Origin of the sequence: Aeromonas popoffii, from assembly GCF_000820025.1 — a bacterium.
Classification (GTDB): Bacteria; Pseudomonadota; Gammaproteobacteria; order Enterobacterales; family Aeromonadaceae; genus Aeromonas; species Aeromonas popoffii.
Map to the genome: position 1 here is coordinate 4132 of NZ_CDBI01000088.1, position 21477 is coordinate 25608.

At 60.9% G+C, this 21477-nt stretch carries 12 protein-coding genes, 1 tRNA gene and 1 CRISPR repeat array; of the genes, 4 read left to right on the forward strand and 9 right to left on the reverse strand.

What is annotated here, in order from left to right; genetic code table 11:
- Positions 1–4351: a CRISPR direct-repeat array (repeat unit 28 nt; unit sequence CCTCGCTGCCGCACAGGCAGCTCAGAAG).
- A gap of 363 nt (positions 4352–4714) precedes the next feature.
- Positions 4715–4790, reverse strand: a tRNA-Thr gene (locus BN1129_RS18730).
- A gap of 85 nt (positions 4791–4875) precedes the next feature.
- Complete coding sequence (locus BN1129_RS18735) at positions 4876–5616, reverse strand: phosphatase (RefSeq protein ID WP_042038597.1); 741 nt, start codon at positions 5614–5616, stop codon at positions 4876–4878.
- 465 nt (positions 5617–6081) lie between these two features.
- On the opposite strand from BN1129_RS18735, the gene psrA reads away from it, so the two are divergent.
- The 3 genes from psrA to BN1129_RS18750 all read left to right on the forward strand — a co-directional run bounded on the left by psrA (position 6082) and on the right by BN1129_RS18750 (position 9454).
- Positions 6082–6735 carry a TetR family transcriptional repressor PsrA gene (gene psrA / locus BN1129_RS18740; RefSeq protein ID WP_042038599.1) on the forward strand — a complete coding sequence of 218 codons (654 nt, stop codon included), beginning with the start codon at positions 6082–6084 and terminating at the stop codon, positions 6733–6735.
- 48 nt (positions 6736–6783) lie between these two features.
- Positions 6784–9108, forward strand: coding sequence for an acyl-CoA dehydrogenase (locus BN1129_RS18745; RefSeq protein WP_042038601.1), 2325 nt, complete (start codon positions 6784–6786; stop codon positions 9106–9108).
- 160 nt (positions 9109–9268) lie between these two features.
- Positions 9269–9454 carry a hypothetical protein gene (locus BN1129_RS18750; protein ID WP_042038602.1) on the forward strand — a complete coding sequence of 62 codons (186 nt, stop codon included), beginning with the start codon at positions 9269–9271 and terminating at the stop codon, positions 9452–9454.
- Positions 9455–9520: 66 nt separating this feature from the next.
- Here the strand turns inward: BN1129_RS18750 and pyk are convergent, their stop codons facing one another.
- Positions 9521–10960, reverse strand: a complete 1440-nt coding sequence (gene pyk / locus BN1129_RS18755; RefSeq protein ID WP_042038603.1) for a pyruvate kinase — start codon at positions 10958–10960, stop codon at positions 9521–9523.
- A 162-nt stretch (positions 10961–11122) separates the two neighbouring features.
- Complete coding sequence (locus BN1129_RS18760) at positions 11123–11977, reverse strand: MurR/RpiR family transcriptional regulator (protein ID WP_167335294.1); 855 nt, start codon at positions 11975–11977, stop codon at positions 11123–11125.
- A gap of 349 nt (positions 11978–12326) precedes the next feature.
- Between BN1129_RS18760 and glk the strand changes: the two genes are divergently transcribed.
- A complete protein-coding gene (gene glk, locus BN1129_RS18765; protein ID WP_042038605.1) occupies positions 12327–13295 on the forward strand; it encodes a glucokinase in 969 nt (322 codons plus the stop codon).
- A 332-nt stretch (positions 13296–13627) separates the two neighbouring features.
- On the opposite strand, the gene BN1129_RS18770 is transcribed toward glk, so the two are convergent.
- From BN1129_RS18770 to BN1129_RS18790, 5 genes are all read right to left on the reverse strand, one after another.
- Entirely contained in the window at positions 13628–15010 is a 1383-nt protein-coding gene (locus BN1129_RS18770) for an ATP-binding protein (RefSeq protein ID WP_042038606.1), read from the reverse strand.
- Positions 15010–15684 (reverse strand): response regulator, encoded by a 675-nt coding sequence (locus BN1129_RS18775; protein WP_042038607.1) that lies wholly within the window; start codon positions 15682–15684, stop codon positions 15010–15012. The genes BN1129_RS18770 and BN1129_RS18775 overlap by 1 nt, the downstream gene beginning before the upstream one ends.
- Positions 15685–15811: 127 nt before the next feature.
- The gene (locus BN1129_RS18780; RefSeq protein WP_084204697.1) at positions 15812–17989 is read right to left on the reverse strand and encodes a type I secretion system permease/ATPase; all 2178 of its coding nucleotides are present in this window, start codon (positions 17987–17989) and stop codon (positions 15812–15814) included.
- 2 nt (positions 17990–17991) lie between these two features.
- Positions 17992–19356, reverse strand: a complete 1365-nt coding sequence (locus BN1129_RS18785) for an HlyD family type I secretion periplasmic adaptor subunit (protein WP_042038610.1) — start codon at positions 19354–19356, stop codon at positions 17992–17994.
- Positions 19353–21440, reverse strand: a complete 2088-nt coding sequence (locus BN1129_RS18790) for a peptidase domain-containing ABC transporter (RefSeq protein WP_042038611.1) — start codon at positions 21438–21440, stop codon at positions 19353–19355. The genes BN1129_RS18785 and BN1129_RS18790 overlap by 4 nt, the downstream gene beginning before the upstream one ends.
- Positions 21441–21477 lie beyond the last annotated feature (37 nt).

Sequence of the window (21477 nt, forward strand, 5' to 3'; positions counted from 1 at the left end):
CCTCGCTGCCGCACAGGCAGCTCAGAAGTCCGCCACAATCTCGTCGTGTACGTGCATCACCCTCGCTGCCGCACAGGCAGCTCAGAAGAATGCCGCAATCATGCAATGCGCGAATCATGACCTCGCTGCCGCACAGGCAGCTCAGAAGTGTTTGCGGGTCTACCATCAGGCTGATGTCGTCCTCGCTGCCGCACAGGCAGCTCAGAAGCAGGCCCATCGACAACACTAATGCGATGATAGCCTCGCTGCCGCACAGGCAGCTCAGAAGAGATGCACGATTACCAGGTGGAGGGGGCCGACCCTCGCTGCCGCACAGGCAGCTCAGAAGAGGGGCCGCCGATGCGGACGACATCATCGGGACCTCGCTGCCGCACAGGCAGCTCAGAAGTGGCCCGGGAGCACCATTGTCTCTACAAAGTCCCTCGCTGCCGCACAGGCAGCTCAGAAGAGGAGCGTGAGTTGGTTGCCACCTGTACTGACCCTCGCTGCCGCACAGGCAGCTCAGAAGAAGCACGGCCCTGACGTTCTTGGGCTTCCTGGCCTCGCTGCCGCACAGGCAGCTCAGAAGCTTGAGAGAATGCGGAGTTCCGCATCTAATAACCCTCGCTGCCGCACAGGCAGCTCAGAAGTTCGGGGCTGGGCATTGAGCATCACCAGAGCCCCTCGCTGCCGCACAGGCAGCTCAGAAGGAGAACGCAGGTCAGCGAGCACCGTGGCCGTCCCTCGCTGCCGCACAGGCAGCTCAGAAGGCGTGGCAGCTCGACTATCTCGTCCCCTGACACCTCGCTGCCGCACAGGCAGCTCAGAAGAGAGGCGGTACAAGCGGCGGAGCAGCTGCTCGCCTCGCTGCCGCACAGGCAGCTCAGAAGAAGGGCGAAACGGTAGCAGGCCACACCTTCGCCCTCGCTGCCGCACAGGCAGCTCAGAAGTTGCCGGTGCCTGATGTGTGGGCTCCATTGTCCCTCGCTGCCGCACAGGCAGCTCAGAAGATCTTCCCGCCGTGGGATGTGACCTCTACCCACCTCGCTGCCGCACAGGCAGCTCAGAAGGTCATGCCAATGGTTCCCGAACCGGTCAGGGTCCTCGCTGCCGCACAGGCAGCTCAGAAGTGGTTGAGCTGCTGCCGGTGCCTGGTACGTTGCCTCGCTGCCGCACAGGCAGCTCAGAAGGTACCGGATCGACATCACCCGCACCTCGACCACCTCGCTGCCGCACAGGCAGCTCAGAAGACCAAACAGTTTTCAACCAACCAAAGGAAATCCCCTCGCTGCCGCACAGGCAGCTCAGAAGAACTGAACATGGCCCGGGCGCGCGCTACTGGCCCTCGCTGCCGCACAGGCAGCTCAGAAGCGCAGCGTTTGTCTGTAACACCGAGTCGAGTTCCTCGCTGCCGCACAGGCAGCTCAGAAGTCGGAAGCCAAGCCGATTGCCTTCTGCTCGATCCTCGCTGCCGCACAGGCAGCTCAGAAGTCTGGTCACAGAAGGGAACCGGTGGAGCCACACCTCGCTGCCGCACAGGCAGCTCAGAAGAGCTCCATGACCTCACCGCTCTCACCTTCTGTCCTCGCTGCCGCACAGGCAGCTCAGAAGTGGCCCGGGAGCACCATTCGCTGTTTGCGGTCCCTCGCTGCCGCACAGGCAGCTCAGAAGGTAACCTGGACGATGAGCCGGCCCCGGAAAGCCCTCGCTGCCGCACAGGCAGCTCAGAAGAGGATGATGGAGATCCCCCAGCGCGAATATCTCCTCGCTGCCGCACAGGCAGCTCAGAAGAACTGAACACAGCCCGAGTGCGCGCCGCTGGCCCTCGCTGCCGCACAGGCAGCTCAGAAGTGGACTGGTTGGGTCACCCACTGACCGGCTATCCTCGCTGCCGCACAGGCAGCTCAGAAGAAGGTTCGCTGGCCTCACCCCAAGCGCACTTTCCTCGCTGCCGCACAGGCAGCTCAGAAGTCGGTCAGCTTGGTGGTAACGGCGGCATCAACCCTCGCTGCCGCACAGGCAGCTCAGAAGTGGCTGAAGAGACACATCACAGACCTGAAGAACCTCGCTGCCGCACAGGCAGCTCAGAAGATCGAACAACTGGCCGCAGACTACCACAACGCCCTCGCTGCCGCACAGGCAGCTCAGAAGGCTGATCTGGGCCTTGGTGTACCAGCCTGCCTCCTCGCTGCCGCACAGGCAGCTCAGAAGATGGGTGCCAGCTGGTTTGTGCAAACCTCCTACCTCGCTGCCGCACAGGCAGCTCAGAAGACCGACACACCTGGGTGCTGGCCAGCAACCCACCTCGCTGCCGCACAGGCAGCTCAGAAGTTTACCCAGCGCCGGATGCTGATGGGTGGATTCCTCGCTGCCGCACAGGCAGCTCAGAAGTGGCCAGCCTGTGCCGCCTTGGTCGTCACTGTCCTCGCTGCCGCACAGGCAGCTCAGAAGTGCTGGGGGCTCTGGTAACCAGGCGGAGCAATCCTCGCTGCCGCACAGGCAGCTCAGAAGGACAGCAGGCCATTGAAGATGGCCAAGCGAAGCCTCGCTGCCGCACAGGCAGCTCAGAAGAACGGTATCGAACTGCTCGGCAGTCACGTTGACCTCGCTGCCGCACAGGCAGCTCAGAAGAGGCCGAACACGGCGCGGCCCAGCGGCCCCATCCTCGCTGCCGCACAGGCAGCTCAGAAGTCGCCAGTGGCCAGTACCAGCAATACTTTAAGCCTCGCTGCCGCACAGGCAGCTCAGAAGTGTGAGACCGATGAGGAGTTCGATTACCTTGTACCTCGCTGCCGCACAGGCAGCTCAGAAGCCGGAGCCGTCCGCGTTCTGTAGCAGATACTCCCTCGCTGCCGCACAGGCAGCTCAGAAGCGGCCCCGCTGCACGTAGACCGTGCTAGCCATCCTCGCTGCCGCACAGGCAGCTCAGAAGAAAACGGTAAGCCAAAGAAATGATGGGGATGACCTCGCTGCCGCACAGGCAGCTCAGAAGGTTCGATGAGCGAGATACTCCCACGGCTTATCCCTCGCTGCCGCACAGGCAGCTCAGAAGCGGTCAACCCAGAGGTCCCGACATGAGCATCTCCTCGCTGCCGCACAGGCAGCTCAGAAGTGGTTAAGGTGGAAGATTAAGCGGGTAGTGATCCTCGCTGCCGCACAGGCAGCTCAGAAGTTGGCGAGGAGTGGCAACCAGAGCCTATCAATCCTCGCTGCCGCACAGGCAGCTCAGAAGGATTACGGCGGCATCAGTGCCAGCCTCGGTCACCTCGCTGCCGCACAGGCAGCTCAGAAGTCACCGGTAAATGACCCTTCTGAGGTATAGAGCCTCGCTGCTGCACAGGCAGCTCAGAAGCGCGACACCCCCAGCCGGCGGGCAACTTCGGTCCTCGCTGCCGCACAGGCAGCTCAGAAGGCTGAGCAGATAGCCGCGTTCAACGCAGCCAGCCTCGCTGCCGCACAGGCAGCTCAGAAGAACGAGTTCAACGTCAACGTTGCCGACCTGTTCCTCGCTGCCGCACAGGCAGCTCAGAAGTGGTGCCTCAAGCCCAGCAGCGGCATTAAGCCCCTCGCTGCCGCACAGGCAGCTCAGAAGTGAACACCAGCGATGAACGTGGCTCTGTTAGTCCTCGCTGCCGCACAGGCAGCTCAGAAGAGCTCGCCCGGCGCCGTATCGAAACCCCAGACCCTCGCTGCCGCACAGGCAGCTCAGAAGTGTTTCAGCAGTACATCGGAAGGCCGGCAGAACCTCGCTGCCGCACAGGCAGCTCAGAAGAGAAACAGAGGCGTTCATGGATGAAATGACCACCTCGCTGCCGCACAGGCAGCTCAGAAGCCGTTCATCTTCACCTGCGAGCCGGAGTAGTACCTCGCTGCCGCACAGGCAGCTCAGAAGAGACACCGGGATGATTGCTATACCGTCTCGCACCTCGCTGCCGCACAGGCAGCTCAGAAGAGGACTCGCTGGCTCAGATTGCGGCGGAGACCCCTCGCTGCCGCACAGGCAGCTCAGAAGATCCCGAGCCAGCTTATCAAAGCGCAGGTGCTCCTCGCTGCCGCACAGGCAGCTCAGAAGTGGAAACATCCAACGGCAAGACCCGTATCGAACCTCGCTGCCGCACAGGCAGCTCAGAAGAAGGCCCAGCTTCAGAACCTGCGCAACAAGAACCTCGCTGCCGCACAGGCAGCTCAGAAGTTGCCCCAAGTGCCAGCCGTCACGCCGCTGTTCCTCGCTGCCGCACAGGCAGCTCAGAAGAGTGAAATCACCATCGAGATCAGCAATACCCACCTCGCTGCCGCACAGGCAGCTCAGAAGAAGGCTGACGTAGCCCTTGGCAGTGTCAATAACCTCGCTGCCGCACAGGCAGCTCAGAAGTGACGACGACTGGGGGGAGTGTTCACCTCGGGAATATCTGCTCAGTCGGGTATCACAACCCTAAGCGGGAAAAAGTGTCTGGATCTATGTGGCCAAATCCAAAAGCATAGTGACAATTTCGAATCAGACCGATGTCAAGGGTTTACAACTAGTTAGTTTGCCAGCGAAGGTAAGGGGGCATCCGAGTGGATGATATGTCATTAGCATCAACTCTCGGCCACATACTAGGGGGAGCAGTCGATGGTGAAATGAATTGATATCGTGGAATACCTACTAGTTGCTAAATGTGGTACCCCACGTGGTACCCCAATCCAAAAAGCACAAAGGGCTAGCTTCACTGTTAAGCTAACACTTTGTTTTATATGGTGCCGATAAGGGGGATCGAACTCCTGACCTTCGCATTACGAATGCGCTGCTCTACCAGCTGAGCTATATCGGCGTGGCACTAGATTCCCGAAAACAGTGGGTCAAGTCAATGAGTCCCTCTTCTTTTTATGAATAAGCTCATGGAGTTAGCGTCGGGATCAGAGATCGGCAAACTCCGGGATATGGGCTCTGCCGCGGCTCTCGAGAAAATCGAGCAGGGCGCGTGGGGATCGTGCCAGGATCCTGTCCTGCGGGAAGTTTGCCTCGGTCACCAGCCGATGACAGTGCTCGAAATCCCCCAGGCTGAAAGCCACGTGGGAGTCGGAGCCGAAGGTGAGATAGGCGCCCAGATCCCGCGCTGATTCTACGATGGCGCGGCAGTTTCCTTCGCTACCCGGGCGGGAGTGACTGAAGGAGGAGTTGTTGAGTTCCAGCGCCACTCGGTATTCCGCGGCGGCTTTGACCACGGCCTGGATATCGATGGGGAAGGCGGGGTTGCCCGGGTGACTTATCATGTCGACCCGACCGCTCTTGATGGCGTTGATCATGGCCTGTGTATGAGTTGCCTGATCGCAGGGGGGAAATACAGGTTCGTGGAAGCCGGCCATGATCATGTCGAGCCGTGATTCGTAACGTTCGGGGAAGTCGATCTCGCCATCAATGTTTTTGATGTTGGCTTCGATGCCACGCAGTATGCCGACCCCGTCGACCATCCGCGGCAGCACATGCAGATTGACGAAGTGCCAGAAGTGGGGAGCATCGGCCATGTCCGGGCCGTGATCCGTGGTGGCAAACAGCTTGATCCCCTTCGCCCTGGCGATGGGCAGATAGTCGTGAATGGTACTGTAAGCGTGGGTGCTGGCGACGGTATGGGTGTGGGTATCGACCGTATACTTCATCTTATCTCCCCTTCTGGCGTGAGGCGCCAGCATAGCAAAGGCGGCGGGTCGAGACCACGTTGTGGCTTGTCATACTTTGTCACAAATTGCGTGGGCGTTGACAAAGTTTGAACACGCTTGGCCGCCATGATGGATGAATCGATGCAAGCCTGAACTCGCATCGATGGGTTGGATCCGGATGGTGCAACCTTTTTTTCCCCGCCGTCGCTCCCTGCGACGGTTTTTTTATCCGCGTATCGGTACCAGTGCCAACAGGGCAAAAAAATGCCCAACTAGCATGGAGCAGGTTGGGCGAGACTTAATGCTTAATTACAGTGGCATAGATATAGAGTGTTGTTTGCCCGATAAGTTCCCGCCTTGTTCTCCATTTTTAGCAAAAACATTCCACTAACACCTGTTCACATTCTCTTGACATAAAAGGTTGTGAAACGTACTTTTTAAACATTCGTTTAAGAGAGGTGTTCTGTGAGTAAAATCGATACCAAAAACCGTATTCTCGATGCCGCCGAGGTGTTGTTTGCCGAACGGGGGTTCGCCGATACCTCTTTGCGTCTGATCACCAGCGAGGCCGATGTCAACCTGGCCTCGGTCAACTATCACTTCGGCTCTAAAAAGGAGCTAATCCAGGCGGTGCTCGACCGTTATCTGAGCCTGTTCATGCCTGAGCTGGATGCGCGCCTGAACACCTTGATGGAGCAGGAGCAGCTGACACTGCTGCAACTCTTTGAGAGCTTTGTCGAGCCGCTGATGAAACTCTCGGCAGTGCGGGCCAACGGTCCGGCCATCTTCATGCAGCTGCTGGGGCGCGGCTATATCGACAGCCAGGGTCACCTACGCCGCTTTATCACCGCCCACTATGGCCCGATCTTGATGCGGATAACCCAGGCGATCTCCAAGGCCAATCCGGCCCTGTCGCCAGCGGATCTCTTCTGGCGCCTGCACTTCACCCTGGGCACGGTCGTGTTCACCATGGCCTCCGCCGATGCGCTACGCGACATTGCCCTGGCCGATTTTGGCCAACAGCTCGATGTGGAAGGGCTGGTGCGCAACGTTATTCCTTATCTGGCGTCCGGAGTCGGGGCGCCCGTGGAGTCGACCAGGCTCTCCCTGGCCGTGTAACAACCAACAATAAATCAACGGAAACAGTGAAATAGAAGGAACTTGAGTATGATCACATTGCTTGTCCTGCTGGTGCTGGCGATAGCCGTTGTGCTCGGCGTACCCTCCATCCGTAAAAAGGTGGTAACCCGTCCGGTGTTCGGCATCTTCAAAAAGATATTGCCGCCCTTGTCAGCTACCGAGCGGGAGGCCATGGAGGCCGGCTCCGTCTGGTGGGATGGCGAGTTGTTTCGCGGTAACCCCGACTGGAAAAAACTGCACGGTTACGGCAAGGCCGAACTGAGCGCCGAAGAGCAGGCCTTTATCGACAATCAGGTCGAAACCCTGCTCGCCATGGTCGATGACTTCAAGATCGTCAACGAAACCAAAGACCTGCCGGAGCCTGTGTGGGACTACCTGAAGAAGGAAGGCTTCTTCTCCCTGATCATTCCGAAATCCTACGGCGGCCGTGAATTCTCGGCGATTGCCAACTCCACCATCGTTACCCGCATCGCCACCAAGAGCCTGAGCGTAGCGGTCACCGTCATGGTGCCCAACTCCCTTGGCCCGGGCGAGCTGCTGATGCACTACGGCACCCAGGCCCAGAAAGATTTCTGGCTGCCGGGGCTGGCCAATGGCAAAGAGGTGCCCTGCTTCGCCCTGACCGGGCCGGAAGCGGGCTCGGATGCGGGCGCCATTCCCGACAAGGGGATCGTCTGCAAAGGGATGCACAAGGGTGAAGAGGTGCTGGGTATTCGCCTCAACTGGAACAAGCGCTACATCACCCTGGCGCCCCGCGCCACCGTGCTGGGGCTGGCGTTCAAACTCTATGACCCGGAACAACTGCTGGGTGACAAGGAAGAGCTCGGCATCACCTGCGCGCTCATCCCCACCAGCCACCCTGGCGTGCGCGTTGGCGATCGCCACTACCCCATGGGTCTGGCGTTCCTGAACGGCCCGACCTTCGGCAAGGATGTGTTCATTCCGCTCGACTGGATCATCGGCGGCCCGGATTACGCCGGTCGCGGCTGGCGCATGCTGGTCGAATGCCTCTCCGCCGGTCGCGGCATCTCGCTGCCTGCCCTGGGCACCGCTTGCGGTCACATGGCGAGCCGCACCGTGGGGGCTTACTCCTACGTGCGTAAACAGTTCGGCATGTCCATCGGCAAGTTTGAAGGGGTGCAAGAGGCGCTGGCTCGCATCGGCGGCCTCACCTATCAGCTGGAAGGGGCCCGTCGCATGACCGCAGGTTCCCTGGACTTGGGTCAGGCTCCGGCCATCGTCACCGCCATCTCCAAGTACCACATGACCGAAATGGCGCGCCAGATCATGGATGACTCCATGGACATCCACGCCGGTCGTGCCATCCAGCTCGGCCCGAAAAACTACACCGGCTACGCCTACATGGGTATTCCGGTCGCCATCACGGTGGAAGGGGCCAACATCCTGACCCGTAACCTGATGATCTTCGGGCAAGGGGCCACCCGCTGCCACCCTTACGTGTTTGCCGAGCTGGAAGCGGCCGCCGACACCGACGTGGAGCGCGGTCTCGAGAAGTTTGACGCCCTGCTGATGAAGCACATCGCCTTCGGTGCCGGCAACTTCTTCGGCGCCCTGTTCCAGGGGCTGACCCTGGGTCAGTTCAACGGCGCACCTGTGGCTGGCGAGACCGCCCGCTACTACAAGCAACTCTCTCGCATGAGTAAAGGGCTGGCGCTCTGTGCCGATGTCTCCATGCTGATGCTAGGTGGGGAGCTCAAGCGCAAGGAGATGATATCCGCCCGTCTTGGCGATGTGCTGAGCCACCTCTATCTGGCTTCCGCCACCCTCAAGCACTATGAGGATCAGGGGCGCATGGTCTCCGATCTGCCGTTCGTGCAGTACGCAGTGGAGCGTAACCTCTATCTGATCGGCAAGGCGTTCGAAGGTTTCTTCCAGAACTTCCCGAACAAGGTGGTGGGTGCCGTGCTCAAGCGGGTCGTCTTCCCGCTCGGCGTTGGCTACAAAATGCCGGCAGACGATCGCTGCCACGCCATCTGTCTGGCCATGATGAAGCCGGGCGAGTTCCGCGACCGTCTGACCGCCCTCTGTTATGTCGGCAAGGATGATGCGGATCCGGTCGGTCTGATGGAACGCGCCTTCCAAGCCATGGTGGCGGTACAGCCCTACGAGAAGAAGCTGGTGCAGGCCCAGAAAGAGGGCAAACTGCCCCGCAAGATGGCACTGCCGGAGCTGGTTGCCGCCGCGCTTGCCGGTTCCATCCTGAGCAAGGATGAAGCGGACAAACTGCTGGCCGCCGATGCCTTGCGCTACGAAGCAATTCAGGTAGACAACTTCGCCCCGGGCGAGCTGGAAGGTCTGTCTCAGCCGAACCCAGTGGTGCATGCCGCCTGAGTTTATCGCAGTCACTGAACCTCATGAGAAACCGGCCTGTTTGGCCGGTTTTTTTGTTTGTTCACCATGCATTTACAACCGCGATGACTTCCACCTCCCACCCTGGAGGCGAGAAGCAAGGCCAGCGGAATGGCCGATAACAACAACTCAGGGAGAGTGAATGAATCTCGCCAAAACGGCGATAGAGCGACCTGTCTTGGTGGCGGTCTTGATCGTGCTGATTTGTCTGCCGGGCCAGCTCAGCATCCGGGGACTGCCCATTCAGAATGGCAATCCCGCCATCGCGGTCAGAGGGGCAGGTGGGGCAGCCTGCCCCTCTGACAAGGTCGCGCTGTTTCGCGGCTGAAGCGGCCGCTGCACAATGAAAAACGGCTCCCGCGGGAGCCGTTTTGGTTGCAGTCAGATGGGCTAATTACTCGACCATCATCACCTTGCAGGTGTTGGTACTGCCGACGGTTTCCATCTTGTCACCGTGGGTCAGCAACACCATGTCGCCACTTTGCACCAGCCCCTTGTCCTTGAGCACATCCAGCGCCTCGCGGCACACTTCGTAGACCGGCTTGGTCTCGTCGCCGTCGAACAGCACTGGGGTGACGCCGCGGTAGAGGTTGGTCCAGGCCAGGGTCTTGTTGTGCGGTGACATGGCGAAGATCGGCAGGCCGGAGCTGATGCGGGACATCAGCAGCGGTGTGGTGCCGGATTCGGTCAGTGCCACGATTGCCTTGACCCCTTCCAGGTGGTTGGCCGCATACATGGTCGACATGGCAACCGCCTCTTCCACCGAGGTGAAGGTGTAGCTCATGCGGTGGTTGGAGACGTTTAGGCTCGGGTGTTTCTCGGCGCCCACGCAGACACTGGCCATGGAGGTCACTGTCTCGATGGGGAACTGGCCTGCGGCGGTCTCGGCGGAGAGCATCACTGCGTCTGTGCCATCCAGCACGGCGTTGGCCACGTCCATCACTTCCGCACGGGTCGGCAACGGGGCGTTGATCATGGACTCCATCATCTGGGTCGCTGTGATGACGACGCGGTTCAGACGGCGGGAGTGACGGATCAGCTTCTTCTGTACGCCGACCAGCTCGGGATCGCCGATCTCGACGCCCAGATCGCCACGGGCCACCATGACGGCATCGGAGCCGAGGATGATGTCTTCCATTGCTTCATCGGTGGCGACGGTCTCGGCGCGCTCGACCTTGGCCACTATCTTGGCGTTGGAACCGGCTTCACGAGCCAGTTCGCGGGCGTAGCGCAGGTCATCGCCACAACGGGGGAAGGAGACGGCCAGGTAGTCCACGTTCATCAGGGCGGCTGTCTTGATGTCTTCCTTGTCTTTCTCGGTCAGGGCCGGGGCGGAGAGACCGCCGCCTTTCTTGTTGATGCCCTTGTTGTTGGAGAGGGGGCCCGCCACCGTCACAGTGGTGTGAATGCGGGTGCCTTCGACCAGCTCCACCTTCAGCTGCACGCGACCGTCGTCCAGCAGCAGGATATCGCCGGCTATCACGTCATCGGGCAGGCTCTTGTAGTCGATGCCGACCTGTTCCTGACAGCCTTCGCCCTTGCCGAGCGCGGCATCGAGAATGAACTTGTCACCGATGGCCAGATAGACCTTGCCATCCTTGAAGGTGGAGACGCGGATTTTGGGGCCTTGCAGGTCCCCCATGATGGCGACGTGACGACCGAGTCTGGCGGCGATGTCGCGTACCTGCTTGGCGCGCAGTATGTGGTCTTCAGCAGTGCCGTGGGAGAAGTTCATCCGCACCATGTCGGCGCCGGCACGGATGATCCCCTCGAGGATCCCCTCGCGATCGGTCGCCGGACCGAGTGTGGTTACAATCTTTGTACGTCTTGGCATGAAAGACTCCAGTTTGAAGTTGATATGACTTGGGATACTGCCCCGTCAAGCGCATGGCCCATTGCACCCGCTTGCAAGCCATCTGGGTGGCTTTTGTTACTAAATTACAATACTACACCAAGGAAGGTGGCATAGACAGCCGGGGGCCAAGGCCCCCGCCCGTCAGGAAGCGTGGGGGGTATCAAAGCGGGATTCGCGCAAACCTTCTTTGACTTTCTTCAGGTTTTCGCGAAATTTCATGCCACGGCGCAGGGTAAAACCGGTCGCCAGCACGTCTACCAGAGCCAGCTGGGCAATACGCGATGCCATTGGCATGTAGACATCAGTGTCTTCCGGCACGTCCATGGAGAGCACCAGATTGCACTCGCGGGCCAGCGGGGAATCCTTGGCGGTCATGCCGATGACAGTGGCGTCGTTCTCGCGGGCCAGCGCGGCAATTTCCACCAGCGCCTTGGTGCGCCCGGTGTGGGAGATAAGTACCACCACGTCCCCTTCGCTGCTGTTGATGCAGCTCATGCGCATCATGACGATGTCCTCGAAGCTCACCACTGGGATGTTGAAGCGGAAGAATTTGTTCTGGGCATCGCGGGCGACGGCGGAGGAGGCGCCCAGCCCAAAGAAGCTGATCTTCTTGGACTGGGTCAGGATATCGACGCAACGATTGATGGCGGAGATATCCAGGCTGTTCTTGGCGGCATCCAGACAGGCCATGGTGGATTCGAAGATCTTGGCGGTATAGGTCTCCGGCCCGTCTTCCGCTTCCACGTGGCGGTTCACATAAGGGGTGCCGTTGGCCAGGCTCTGGGCCAGATGCAGTTTGAAGTCGGGAAAGCCCTTGGTATCGAGACGGCGGCAGAAACGGTTAACGGTCGGTTCACTGACGTCGGCCATCTTGGCGAGGGTAGCGATACTGGAATGAATGGCCGTCTGCGGGGAGGCCAGAATGACCTCGGCAACTTTACGCTCTGATTTACTGAAACTTTCCAAATTATTAGTAATTTTATCAAGGGTATTCATCATCACCACCAGGCATTTTTGTAATTTAGCTTCAGTGTCTTTGCACTAAACTCACGGCTAAGCAGGTTTCCAATCAACTTGATGACTATACAAGACAAGCTCTTATCGAAACTAATCTTGGCCCTGCAAAGTATGACTCATGTCTAATTATTTCGTCTTTTTGGTTACAAACTTCCACCCTTCCCGTGAAAACGCTTACAAATGTTGCAAAGCAACAACACTGTGAGCGGGCGCACACTTGCATCCATCAATTGCGCCGCGGGGGGAGGGGCTCGGGTAGAATTGTTGCCAAATAATAATTGCGGGACGGTAAGGGCCGCCCCGACCCAAGTAACGAAGGAGTTGTTTTATGCAGCATACCCATGCACTGGTCGGCGACGTAGGCGGCACCAATGCGCGGCTGGCCCTGTGCGAGCTGGCGACTGGTACCATTTCCCGGGCCAAGACCTATTCCGGACTGGCTCACCCCAGTCTCGAGGCTGTAGTGCGCCTCTATCTGGATGAGCATCAGGTGCAGGTGAGTCAGGCCTGTATCGCCATCGCCTGTCCCATCAAGGGCGACTGGGTCGCCATGACCAACCACTGCTGGGAGTTCTCCATCAGCGAGATGCAGGCAAATCTGGGCCTGACCCGCTTGCAGGTGATCAACGACTTCACCGCCGTCTCCATGGCGGTGCCCGTACTGGCTGATACCGATCGCCTTCAGCTGGGCGGCGCTGCGCCCGTGGCCGGCAAACCCATCGCCATCTATGGTGCGGGCACTGGCCTGGGGGTTGCCCACCTGGTGCAGGCGGGTGAGCAATGGCTGAGCCTGCCGGGCGAGGGGGGTCACGTGGATTTTGCCACCAACAGCGAAGAAGAGGATGCCGTGCTGCAGGTGATGCGCGCCGAACTGGGTCATGTCTCGGCCGAGCGACTGCTCTCCGGGCCCGGTCTGGTCAACATCTATCGCGGTCTGGTGAAGTCCGATGGCCGCGAGCCAGCAGACTTTGCACCCAAAGACATCACAGAGCGGGCGCTGGCGGGCGAATGCCTGGATTGCCGGCGTACCCTCAGCTTGTTCTGCGTGCTGATGGGCCGCTTCGCCGGCAACCTGGCGCTTAACCTGGGCACCTTTGGCGGTGTCTACATCGCCGGTGGCATAGTGCCGCGTTTCCAGGAGTTCTTCATCGGCTCGGGCTTTCGGGTGGCGTTTGAAGACAAGGGACGTTTCAAGTCCTATCTGAAGGATATTCCCGTTTTCCTCATCACCCACGAGGGGCCGGGTCTGCTCGGTGCCGGTGCCTACCTGCGCCAATCGCTGGGCATCAAGTTGTAAGCCGAAACAGGGGCGGCAGCCAATTGTCCCATGGTACAGCTTTGATTCAGTGACCATGGGATAGAGTAACCACACGTACTCAAGAGGCCAGGGCACCATAAGGAATTGGGACTTGTCTTCATCCACTGGGTGCGTTTGTCACCTGACAAGCCTGAACTGTTTCACCGGCCCTTGCGGCCGGTTTTTTTATCTTTTGATCTCCTCCCTGCTCCCGGATTGTCGCTTCCCCTGCGTGATGTGAGCTTGCGGATGCCGGGCTGGGGGAAAAAGGGCGGGATAAAGCACAACGCCTGCGGGCAGGCGTTGTTATTCGTGTCGGGGCTGAGGCAAACTCAGGGCAGGTCCAGGGTGAAGCGGGCGCCCCCCAGCGGCGATTCATCCACCATGATCTGACCGCCATAGCTGTGCACTATCTCGGTGACCACGGCCAGACCTATGCCCTGGCCGGGAGAGCTGTCGGCGCGCACGCCGCGCTGGAAGATCTGTTGCGACTTGCTCGGGTCTATGCCCGGGCCATCGTCCTCAATCGCGATCCGCAAGCGGTCGTGGCGGCGGCTCACCGTCACCCGGATTTCGCTGATGGCGAACTTGAAGGCGTTGTCGAGCAGGTTGCCCATCAGCTCCATCAGGTCCCCCTGTTCGCCGGCGAAGAAGACGTCGTCATCGAATGTGAAGCGGGTCTGCAACTTCTTGTGGCGATAGACCTTGGCGAGGCTGGCCAGCAGCTTCTCGATGAGGGGCACGGGTTCCGTGCCCTTGCTGGCGAGGCGCTTGCGGCCGGTGACAGCGCGGCGCAGCTGGTACTGGATGATCTGATCCATGGTCAGGATCTGCTCACTGATGTTGTCATGGATGTCGTGCCCCAGCTTGATCTCCTGCGCCGTCATCTGGATCAGCGCTAGCCGGGTTTTCAGGCTGTGGGCCAGATCGTTCAGCGCGTGCTGATAGCGCTGGGTCTGTTGGCGTTCGTTCTCCAGCAGCTGGTTGACTGATTCGGTCAGCGGCGTCAGCTCTCGCTCGTAGTCGTCGGAGAGCGCCTCCCGCTTGCCCGCCCGGATCTCGTCGATCTGGCGCGCCATGGTGCGCAATGAGGTCAGGCTCCAGAAGCTGGTGAGCAGCAGCAGGGCACCGAGCAGCGAGTAGGCCAGCAGGGCCTGGCGGATGCACTGATAGAGGTAGCTGCGGGTCTGGATCAGGTAACGCTTGGCCGAGTCGACCATCACCACGTAATAGGTGGTGGGGCCCTCACCGTGATTGCGCAGAAAACGCAGGCTGTAGATGAAGTAGCTCTCGCCATTCTGGATGGTGTGACGCTTGAAGAAGTAGTCCTGATCCAGGCCGCCGAGGTACTTCATCAGATCCTGACAGATGGTGCCCTTGGCGCTGATCACCTCCGGCATGTGCAGGCTGGACCAGCTCAGCTGGCCATCGGCCCGGCAGATCAGGGTATCCAGATTGGGGTCGATGGCATCCGGCGTGATCTTGCCGAGATCCTTGGTGGTATGGAGATCCGGCAGCTTGGATGAGAACAGCTTGGAGAGGTTCTCCTGCATGCGGATGCTGGCCTTCTGGGCCTGCTCCTCGGTGTGGCCCAGATAGAGGATGTAGACGGAGAAGGCCATGATGAGCGCTATGACCAGCATGGCGCTCAGCATCAGCTTGATATGCAGCGAGCGATGGATCAGTCTCATGGGCCGTGGCAGGCGAAGGCGCATCAGCTGCAGGAGAGGTTGAAGATGTAACCCTGGCGCCGGATGGTGGAGATGGGCTGGGTGGTCCCCTCCGGGTCCAGCTTCTTGCGCAGTCGGCTCACCATCACCTCTATGGTGTTGGGGTCCCCTTCACCATCGCCGTAGAGCTGGTCCAGCAGTTGCTGCTTGGAGACTACCTGGCGGGCGTTGCGCATCAGGTATTCGAGGATCAGGTATTCGAAGCTGGTGAGCACGGCTGGCTCACCCGCGATGGTCAGCTCCTTGCGGGAGAGATCCAGCTCATAGTCGCCGGCTTTGACTTTGGGCGAGATGAAACCAGCGCTGCGCCGCACCAGGGCATTGAGCCGTGCCAGCAGCTCGTCTTTCTGGAACGGCTTGACCAGATAGTCGTCCGCCCCGGCTTCCAGCCCCTCCACCTTGTCCTGCCAGTTGCCACGGGCGGTCAGGATGATGATGGGGAAGGGGATCTGCCGCTCGCGCAGCTGTCTGATGAGTTGCAAGCCGTCCATGTCCGGTAGCCCCAAATCAATGATGGCCACGTCTATGGGGTAATCGGCGGCGTAATGCAGGGCCACCTGGGCACTGTCCGTGCTGTGGACCTGATTCTGGGCCTCGGTCAGCAGGGTGGAGAGGTGGTGATTGAGCAGCTTGTCGTCTTCGACCAACAATATTTTCATAAGGTGCGCGATCATGGGGATCCAGGCTGTCAATTAGAGGGTTTATGCCGGGGAGAGTCAATCCGGATCCTATCAGGAGTGCCTGTATCGGGACTGAATCAGGGCATTTTTATTCGCTGGTTAATCATCAAGGGGTGAGGACCTTTGGGTGCTCCGCCTCTTCCCCGGTCTGCTGGTGCCACAGCCGGGCATAGAGTCCCGGTCGTGCCAGCAGCGCCTCGTGGCTGCCTGACTCCACTATCTGCCCCTCGTCCATCACCAGGATGCGGTCGGCGTTGCGCAGGGTGTTGAGGCGGTGAGCGATGCTGATCAGGGTGCGGCCCTGGCGAATGGCCGCCATGTTGGCCATGATGGCCGCCTCGGATTCGTAGTCGAGGGCCGAGGTGGCCTCGTCGAGCAGCAGTATCCTGGGGTTGGCCAGCAGGGCGCGGGCTAGGGCGATGCGCTGGCGTTGTCCGCCAGAGAGGCGGGCGCCCTTCTCGCCCACCTGCTGCCCAAAGCCCTCGGGCAGCTCGCGAATAAAGCCGAGCGCGCCGGCCAGCTGCGCCGCCTGTTCCACCTCGGCCTGGCTGGCATCGGGGCGACAGATGCGGATGTTGTCGCCGATCGAGCCACAAAACAGAATGCTCTCCTGCAGCACCACGCTCATGTTGCGGCGCAATGAGACGGGGTCGGCGATGGCGAGATCCATGTTGTCGACCAGCACCTGGCCGTGCTGGGGCACGTAGAGCCGTTGCAGCAGGCGGGTGAGGGTGCTCTTGCCACAGCCGGAAGGGCCCGTGATGCCGATGAACTGCCCGGGCTCGATGGAGAGGGAGAGATTGGCCAGCACCTCGGGGGCATCCGGCTGGTAGCGAAAGCGGATATGGCGAAATTCGATGGCCCCCTCAAGGGCGGGGACGGAGGCGAGACCGCCATTGCCGTGTTCGGGCGTCTCGTCGAGTATGTCCCCCACCCGGCGCAGGGCGATCAGGGTGTGTTGAAAGTCCTGCCACACCTGAGCCAGCCGCAATACCGGCTGGGTGACGTGGCCTGCCAGCATGTTGAAGGCCACCAGCTCACCCGGGCTCAGCCGACCGTTCAGTACCTCGCCAACCCCGAGCCAGAGCAGCAGGGCAGCGGTGATCTTTTGCACCAGATCGATGCCCTGACCCGCGGCAAGCCCCACCTTTCTGGCCTGAAAACCGCGCCGTAGCTGGCGTGCCAGCAGACGCTGCCACTCCTGATAAAAACGTGGTTCCGTGGCCGTGGTCTTGATGGTTTCGATGCCGGTGACAGCCTCAGTCAGGAAGCTGGTGGCATCGGCATCCGCCTGATACTCGGCCTCGACCCGCTTGCGCACCAGAGGGCCAATCAGCAGCCACAGCAGAAAATAGACGAGCAAGGAACCCAGCACGCAGCCGGTCAAGACGGGGGCGTAATGGAACATGACGCCGACAAACAGCAGGATGAACACCAGATCCAGCACCAGCATCAGGGTGGAGCCGGTGAGGAACTGGCGGATCTGGGCCATCTCCTTGACCCGGGCGATGATCTGGCCGGTCTGGCGCGCCTTGAAATAGTCGATGGGCAGGCCGACCAGATGGCGATAGAGCTTGCCGGACAGCTCGGCGTTGACCTGATTGGCCAGATGGCCGAACACCTGGCCGCGCAGAAAGCTGTAGAGCGGCTCGGCGCAGGCCAGTGCCAGCATGGCCAGGGCAAGCACTTGCAGGCTGCCGAGGCTGCGCCCCACCAGCACCTTGTCGATGATGTTCTCAAACAGCAGCGGGCTGGCGAGGGCAATGAGCTGCAGCACGATGGCGAAGCAGAAGACGTCCCGTACCTGCTTCTGCTGGCGCAGTACCGCCGGGCTGAACCAGCCCAGCCCGAACTTGACCTCGGCCGGGGTGAGATCCTGCTGGGCCAGCAACAGATAGTGCCACTGCGCCGCCTGCGTCGGGCTAGGTAGCGGTTGCAGGCTGCTGGCGCCAGTCGCAGGATCAAACAGCTGCCAGCCGTCCTGTGCTATTGCGGTGATCGTGAACCAGCGTCCCTCCCGTTTGAGCAGAGCCGGCAGTGGCAGTGCCGCCAGCGGGCAACCCGGCCCCTGTGACAGGGCGCTGCGCAGGCCGAGCCGGGCGGCGGCCTCGCGCACCGTCAGATCTTCTGGCGTCAGATCGCACCCCATGGCGTGGGCCAGTTGCCCGGCATCCGCCGCCATCATCAGCTGATGGGCGGCATGGGCGAGGGCGTCCAGGGCGCCATTGGCGATGGGTGCAGGGTCGTTCACGGAGGCCTCGCAGGCCGGTAAAGCGTGCGTCATGGTCATCGCTCCCGCAGTGCCTCGGCCTGGTATTCACGGATCGGGCTCAGCAGGTAGTCGATCACCCGGCGCCTATCCGTCTTGACCTCTGCCACCACCGACATGCCCGGGGTGAGCCGTACCGGCTGATTGTCTATCTGCATCTCGCCCCGGCTCAGCTTGACCCTGGCGGGAAAGACCAGCCCCAGCTGCTCATCCGTGGTGGCATCGCGCGACACGCTGACCAGCTCGCCATCTATGGTGCCGTAACGGGTATAGGGGAAGGCATCCACCTTGATGCTGACTGTCTGCCCTTGGTGCACGAAGCCGATGTCCTTGTTGAGGATCTTCACCTCGGCGTACTGGACTCCCTCATTGGGGACTATGACCAGCAACTGCTGGGCCGGTTGTACCACGGCGCCCTGGGTGTGAATGGCCAGCTGCTGCACTGTGCCCGCCACCGGGGCGCGAATGACCTCCAGATGCTCCCGCTCGCTCAGCTTGGCGAGCTCCTGCTCGATGGCGGTCAGTTGCAGCTGGGCCTGCTGGCGTTTCTCGATCCACTCCCGCTGTTTCTGCGCCTTGAAACCGGCCAGCCGCTCCTGCAGGCTCTGCTGCTGGGATTGCAGTACCTCGAGTTCGGCCCGTTGCTGGGCGAGCTGGCGCTGGGTTTCCAACAGCTCTTTCTCCTGCTCCAGATATTCCACCCGTGAGATGGCCTGGGACTGGCTCAGGGTCCGGCGCGCTTGCAGGCGGGGCCGGATGTTGGCCAGCAGGGTCGTGAGGGAGGCCATGTCTCCCCGTCGGGCGGCCTGATTGGCCTGATTGACCCCAAGCTCGGCCCGCAGGTTGTTGAGGGTGCTCCGGTACTCGTGCAGCTCGCTCTGGTGGTTCTCCGCCAGCGCTTGCTGCTGCGCCAGGGTGAGTTTGGTGTAGTCGGGGTGCTGGGTGACGGCTTGGTTGCCATAGAGCGCCTGATAACGGATCAGGGTCTGATACTGGAACGCTTGTTGCTCACGCAACCGGCTCAGGTCCTGGCTCACCCCCAGGGTGTTGAGGGTCAGCAGCGGCGCGTTGGCAGCGACCGCCTGGCCGTCTTCCACGTGAATGGTGAGCACCCTGGCCTGTTCGTAGGACTGGATAATCTGGCTGCGGCCAAAGACCAGCAGACGCCCGCTGGCGGTGGCCTGGATATCGAGCTGGCCCCAGCAGGTCCAGAGCAGGGTGAGCAGCACACCGGCGCTCAGGGTGAGCGCCGTGATGCGGGCAAAGGGGGAGGGCGGCGTCTCGGCCAGCGCCAGATGGGCGGGCAGGAAGCCGTAGTGGGTCTCCTGCTGCCGGGCCGGACCGGGTTGGCGCAAGCGGCTCAGCCAGGTGCGCAGATTCATGGGGTCTCCTCGTGCAAGTCCTGTTGTAGCTGCCACAGCCTGGCGTAGTGCTGCCCCAGTGCCAGCAGGCTGGCGTGGTCGCCCTGCTCCACTATCTTGCCGCGCTGCAATACCAGGATGCGGTCGCAATGGCGCACGGTGGAGAGGCGGTGGGCAATGGTGATGACGGTGCGGCCGCTGGCGATGTGGCGCATGTTGTGCTGGATCCGCGCCTGGGACTCGTCATCCAGGGCGCTGGTGGCCTCGTCGAAGATGAGGATCCTGGGGTCTGCCAGCAGGGTACGGGCAATGGCCAGCCGTTGGCGTTGACCGCCCGACAGCGAACTGCCCCCTTCCGCCAGCACTGTGTCGTAGCCAAGGGGCAGTCGCAAAATGAACTCATGGGCGCCTGCCAGGGTTGCGGCCCGTATGATGTTGTCCAGGCTGGCGTGGGGCACCGACTGGGCTATGTTGTCGCGCACCGACTTGTTGAACAGGTGGTTTTCCTGCAACACCACCCCCATCTGCTGGCGCAGGTGGGCAAGGGGGATCCGCTGGATGGGCTGACCATCGATGAGGATCTGCCCCAGCTCCGGCTGATAGAGCCGTAGCAGCAGACGGGCCAGGGTGCTCTTGCCCGAGCCTGAGCCGCCGACAATGCCCAGCGTCTCGCCAGGGGCGATGGCGAGGGAGAGATCGTTGATGATGAGGGGGGCATCCGGTTGATAGCGAAAATGCACCCGCTCCAGCACTATGGCGCCTGCGTGGATGCGGCCATCCCCATCGCGCTGATGTTCCGGGGGGAGGTTGAGCATGTCACCGAGTTTGTCTACCGCGATCCGGGTCTGTATGAACTGACCCCACAGCTCGACCAGACGCGATAGCGGCTGTGCCACGTGGCTGGCCATCATGTTGAAGGCGATGAGCTGGCCTATGGTGAGTTGCAGCGCGATCACCTCGCTGGCACCGAGCCAGAGCACGCCGACTGTCACCAATTTTTGCAGCCACATGACCCCGTGCTGGGAGGCATTGTTGAGTTGCTGTACCCGGTAGCCAGCCTCCACCATCTGGCGGGTCTGCTCATCCCAGCGCCGCACGAAACGCGGCTCCAGCGCCAGGCTTTTCAGGGTCTCTGCCCCGGCGACCGTCTCGTTCAAGAAGGCGGTGTTGGTGGCCGCATGGCCAAACTGCTGCTCGACCGCCTGCTGCATGCGCGGCGTGATCCACCAGGCGATCAGCACATAGGCAGGTACCGAGAGCAGGATCACCAGGGTCAGCATGCCGGAGAGACTGGCCATGACGGCCAGGAAGACAAACATGAACAGCACGTCCACCGTCAGGGTGAACAGGGTGCCGGTCAGGAATTCGCGGATGGTGTTGAGCTCCTGCACCCGGGTCACAATGGCGCCCACCTGGCGACGCTTGAAATAGAGCAGCGGCAGGGCAAACAGGTGCTGCACCATGCGCAGACCGAGCTGGATATCGATCCGGTTGGCGGTGTGGGCATACTGATATTCCCGCAATCCGCGCAGGCAGACCTCCACCAGGGCCGTGATCAGCAGCCCGAACACCAGCACATCCAGGGTCGCCCAGGCCTGGTGTACCAGCACCTTGTCCATCACCACCTGAAAGAAGAGCGGGGAGATGAGCGCCAGGATCTGCAACACCAGCGAGAACAGCAATATCTCGCCGAGCAGGCGTTTTTGCTGCAAGAAGGCGGGGATGAACCAGCGGATGTCGAAGCGTCCCTGCCGTTTGCCGACCTCGAGCAGGCGGCCACCCCAGCGTGCCAGCAGGGCGTCTTGTGCTATGACTTGCGGCTTGCCGACTGCCGGATCCAGGATCAGCGCCTGTCCACCCTGGCGCTGGGCCAGCACAAACGCCTCGCCAGAGGGGCTCAGCAGTACCACCGGCAGGGTCAGTTTATCGAGTTTGCGAGGGGGGATATGACGCTGACGAATGCGGGACCCTGTCTGTTGTTGCAGCGTATCGACAATATTGTCAAAGGTATCGTCTGGCGTGGGTGCTATATCTTTAGAGGGACAACCCTGCATCCCGATAATAATATTGAGACACGCTAAAACAGACTCTTCGCTCGCCGTCATAATATATCCGTATGCCGCTGTGACACCCCTCCTGTTT

Coding starts and splice junctions, on each gene's coding strand:
- BN1129_RS18780 (WP_084204697.1), bottom strand. CDS start 17,989: ATGACGCACGCTTTACCGGCCTGCGAGGCCTCCGTGAACGACCCTGCA.
- BN1129_RS18770 (WP_042038606.1), bottom strand. CDS start 15,010: ATGCGCCTTCGCCTGCCACGGCCCATGAGACTGATCCATCGCTCGCTG.
- BN1129_RS18735 (WP_042038597.1), bottom strand. CDS start 5,616: ATGAAGTATACGGTCGATACCCACACCCATACCGTCGCCAGCACCCAC.
- glk (WP_042038605.1), top strand. CDS start 12,327: ATGCAGCATACCCATGCACTGGTCGGCGACGTAGGCGGCACCAATGCG.
- pyk (WP_042038603.1), bottom strand. CDS start 10,960: ATGCCAAGACGTACAAAGATTGTAACCACACTCGGTCCGGCGACCGAT.
- BN1129_RS18790 (WP_042038611.1), bottom strand. CDS start 21,440: ATGACGGCGAGCGAAGAGTCTGTTTTAGCGTGTCTCAATATTATTATC.
- BN1129_RS18775 (WP_042038607.1), bottom strand. CDS start 15,684: ATGAAAATATTGTTGGTCGAAGACGACAAGCTGCTCAATCACCACCTC.
- BN1129_RS18760 (WP_167335294.1), bottom strand. CDS start 11,977: ATGAATACCCTTGATAAAATTACTAATAATTTGGAAAGTTTCAGTAAA.
- BN1129_RS18745 (WP_042038601.1), top strand. CDS start 6,784: ATGATCACATTGCTTGTCCTGCTGGTGCTGGCGATAGCCGTTGTGCTC.
- BN1129_RS18750 (WP_042038602.1), top strand. CDS start 9,269: ATGAATCTCGCCAAAACGGCGATAGAGCGACCTGTCTTGGTGGCGGTC.
- BN1129_RS18785 (WP_042038610.1), bottom strand. CDS start 19,356: ATGAATCTGCGCACCTGGCTGAGCCGCTTGCGCCAACCCGGTCCGGCC.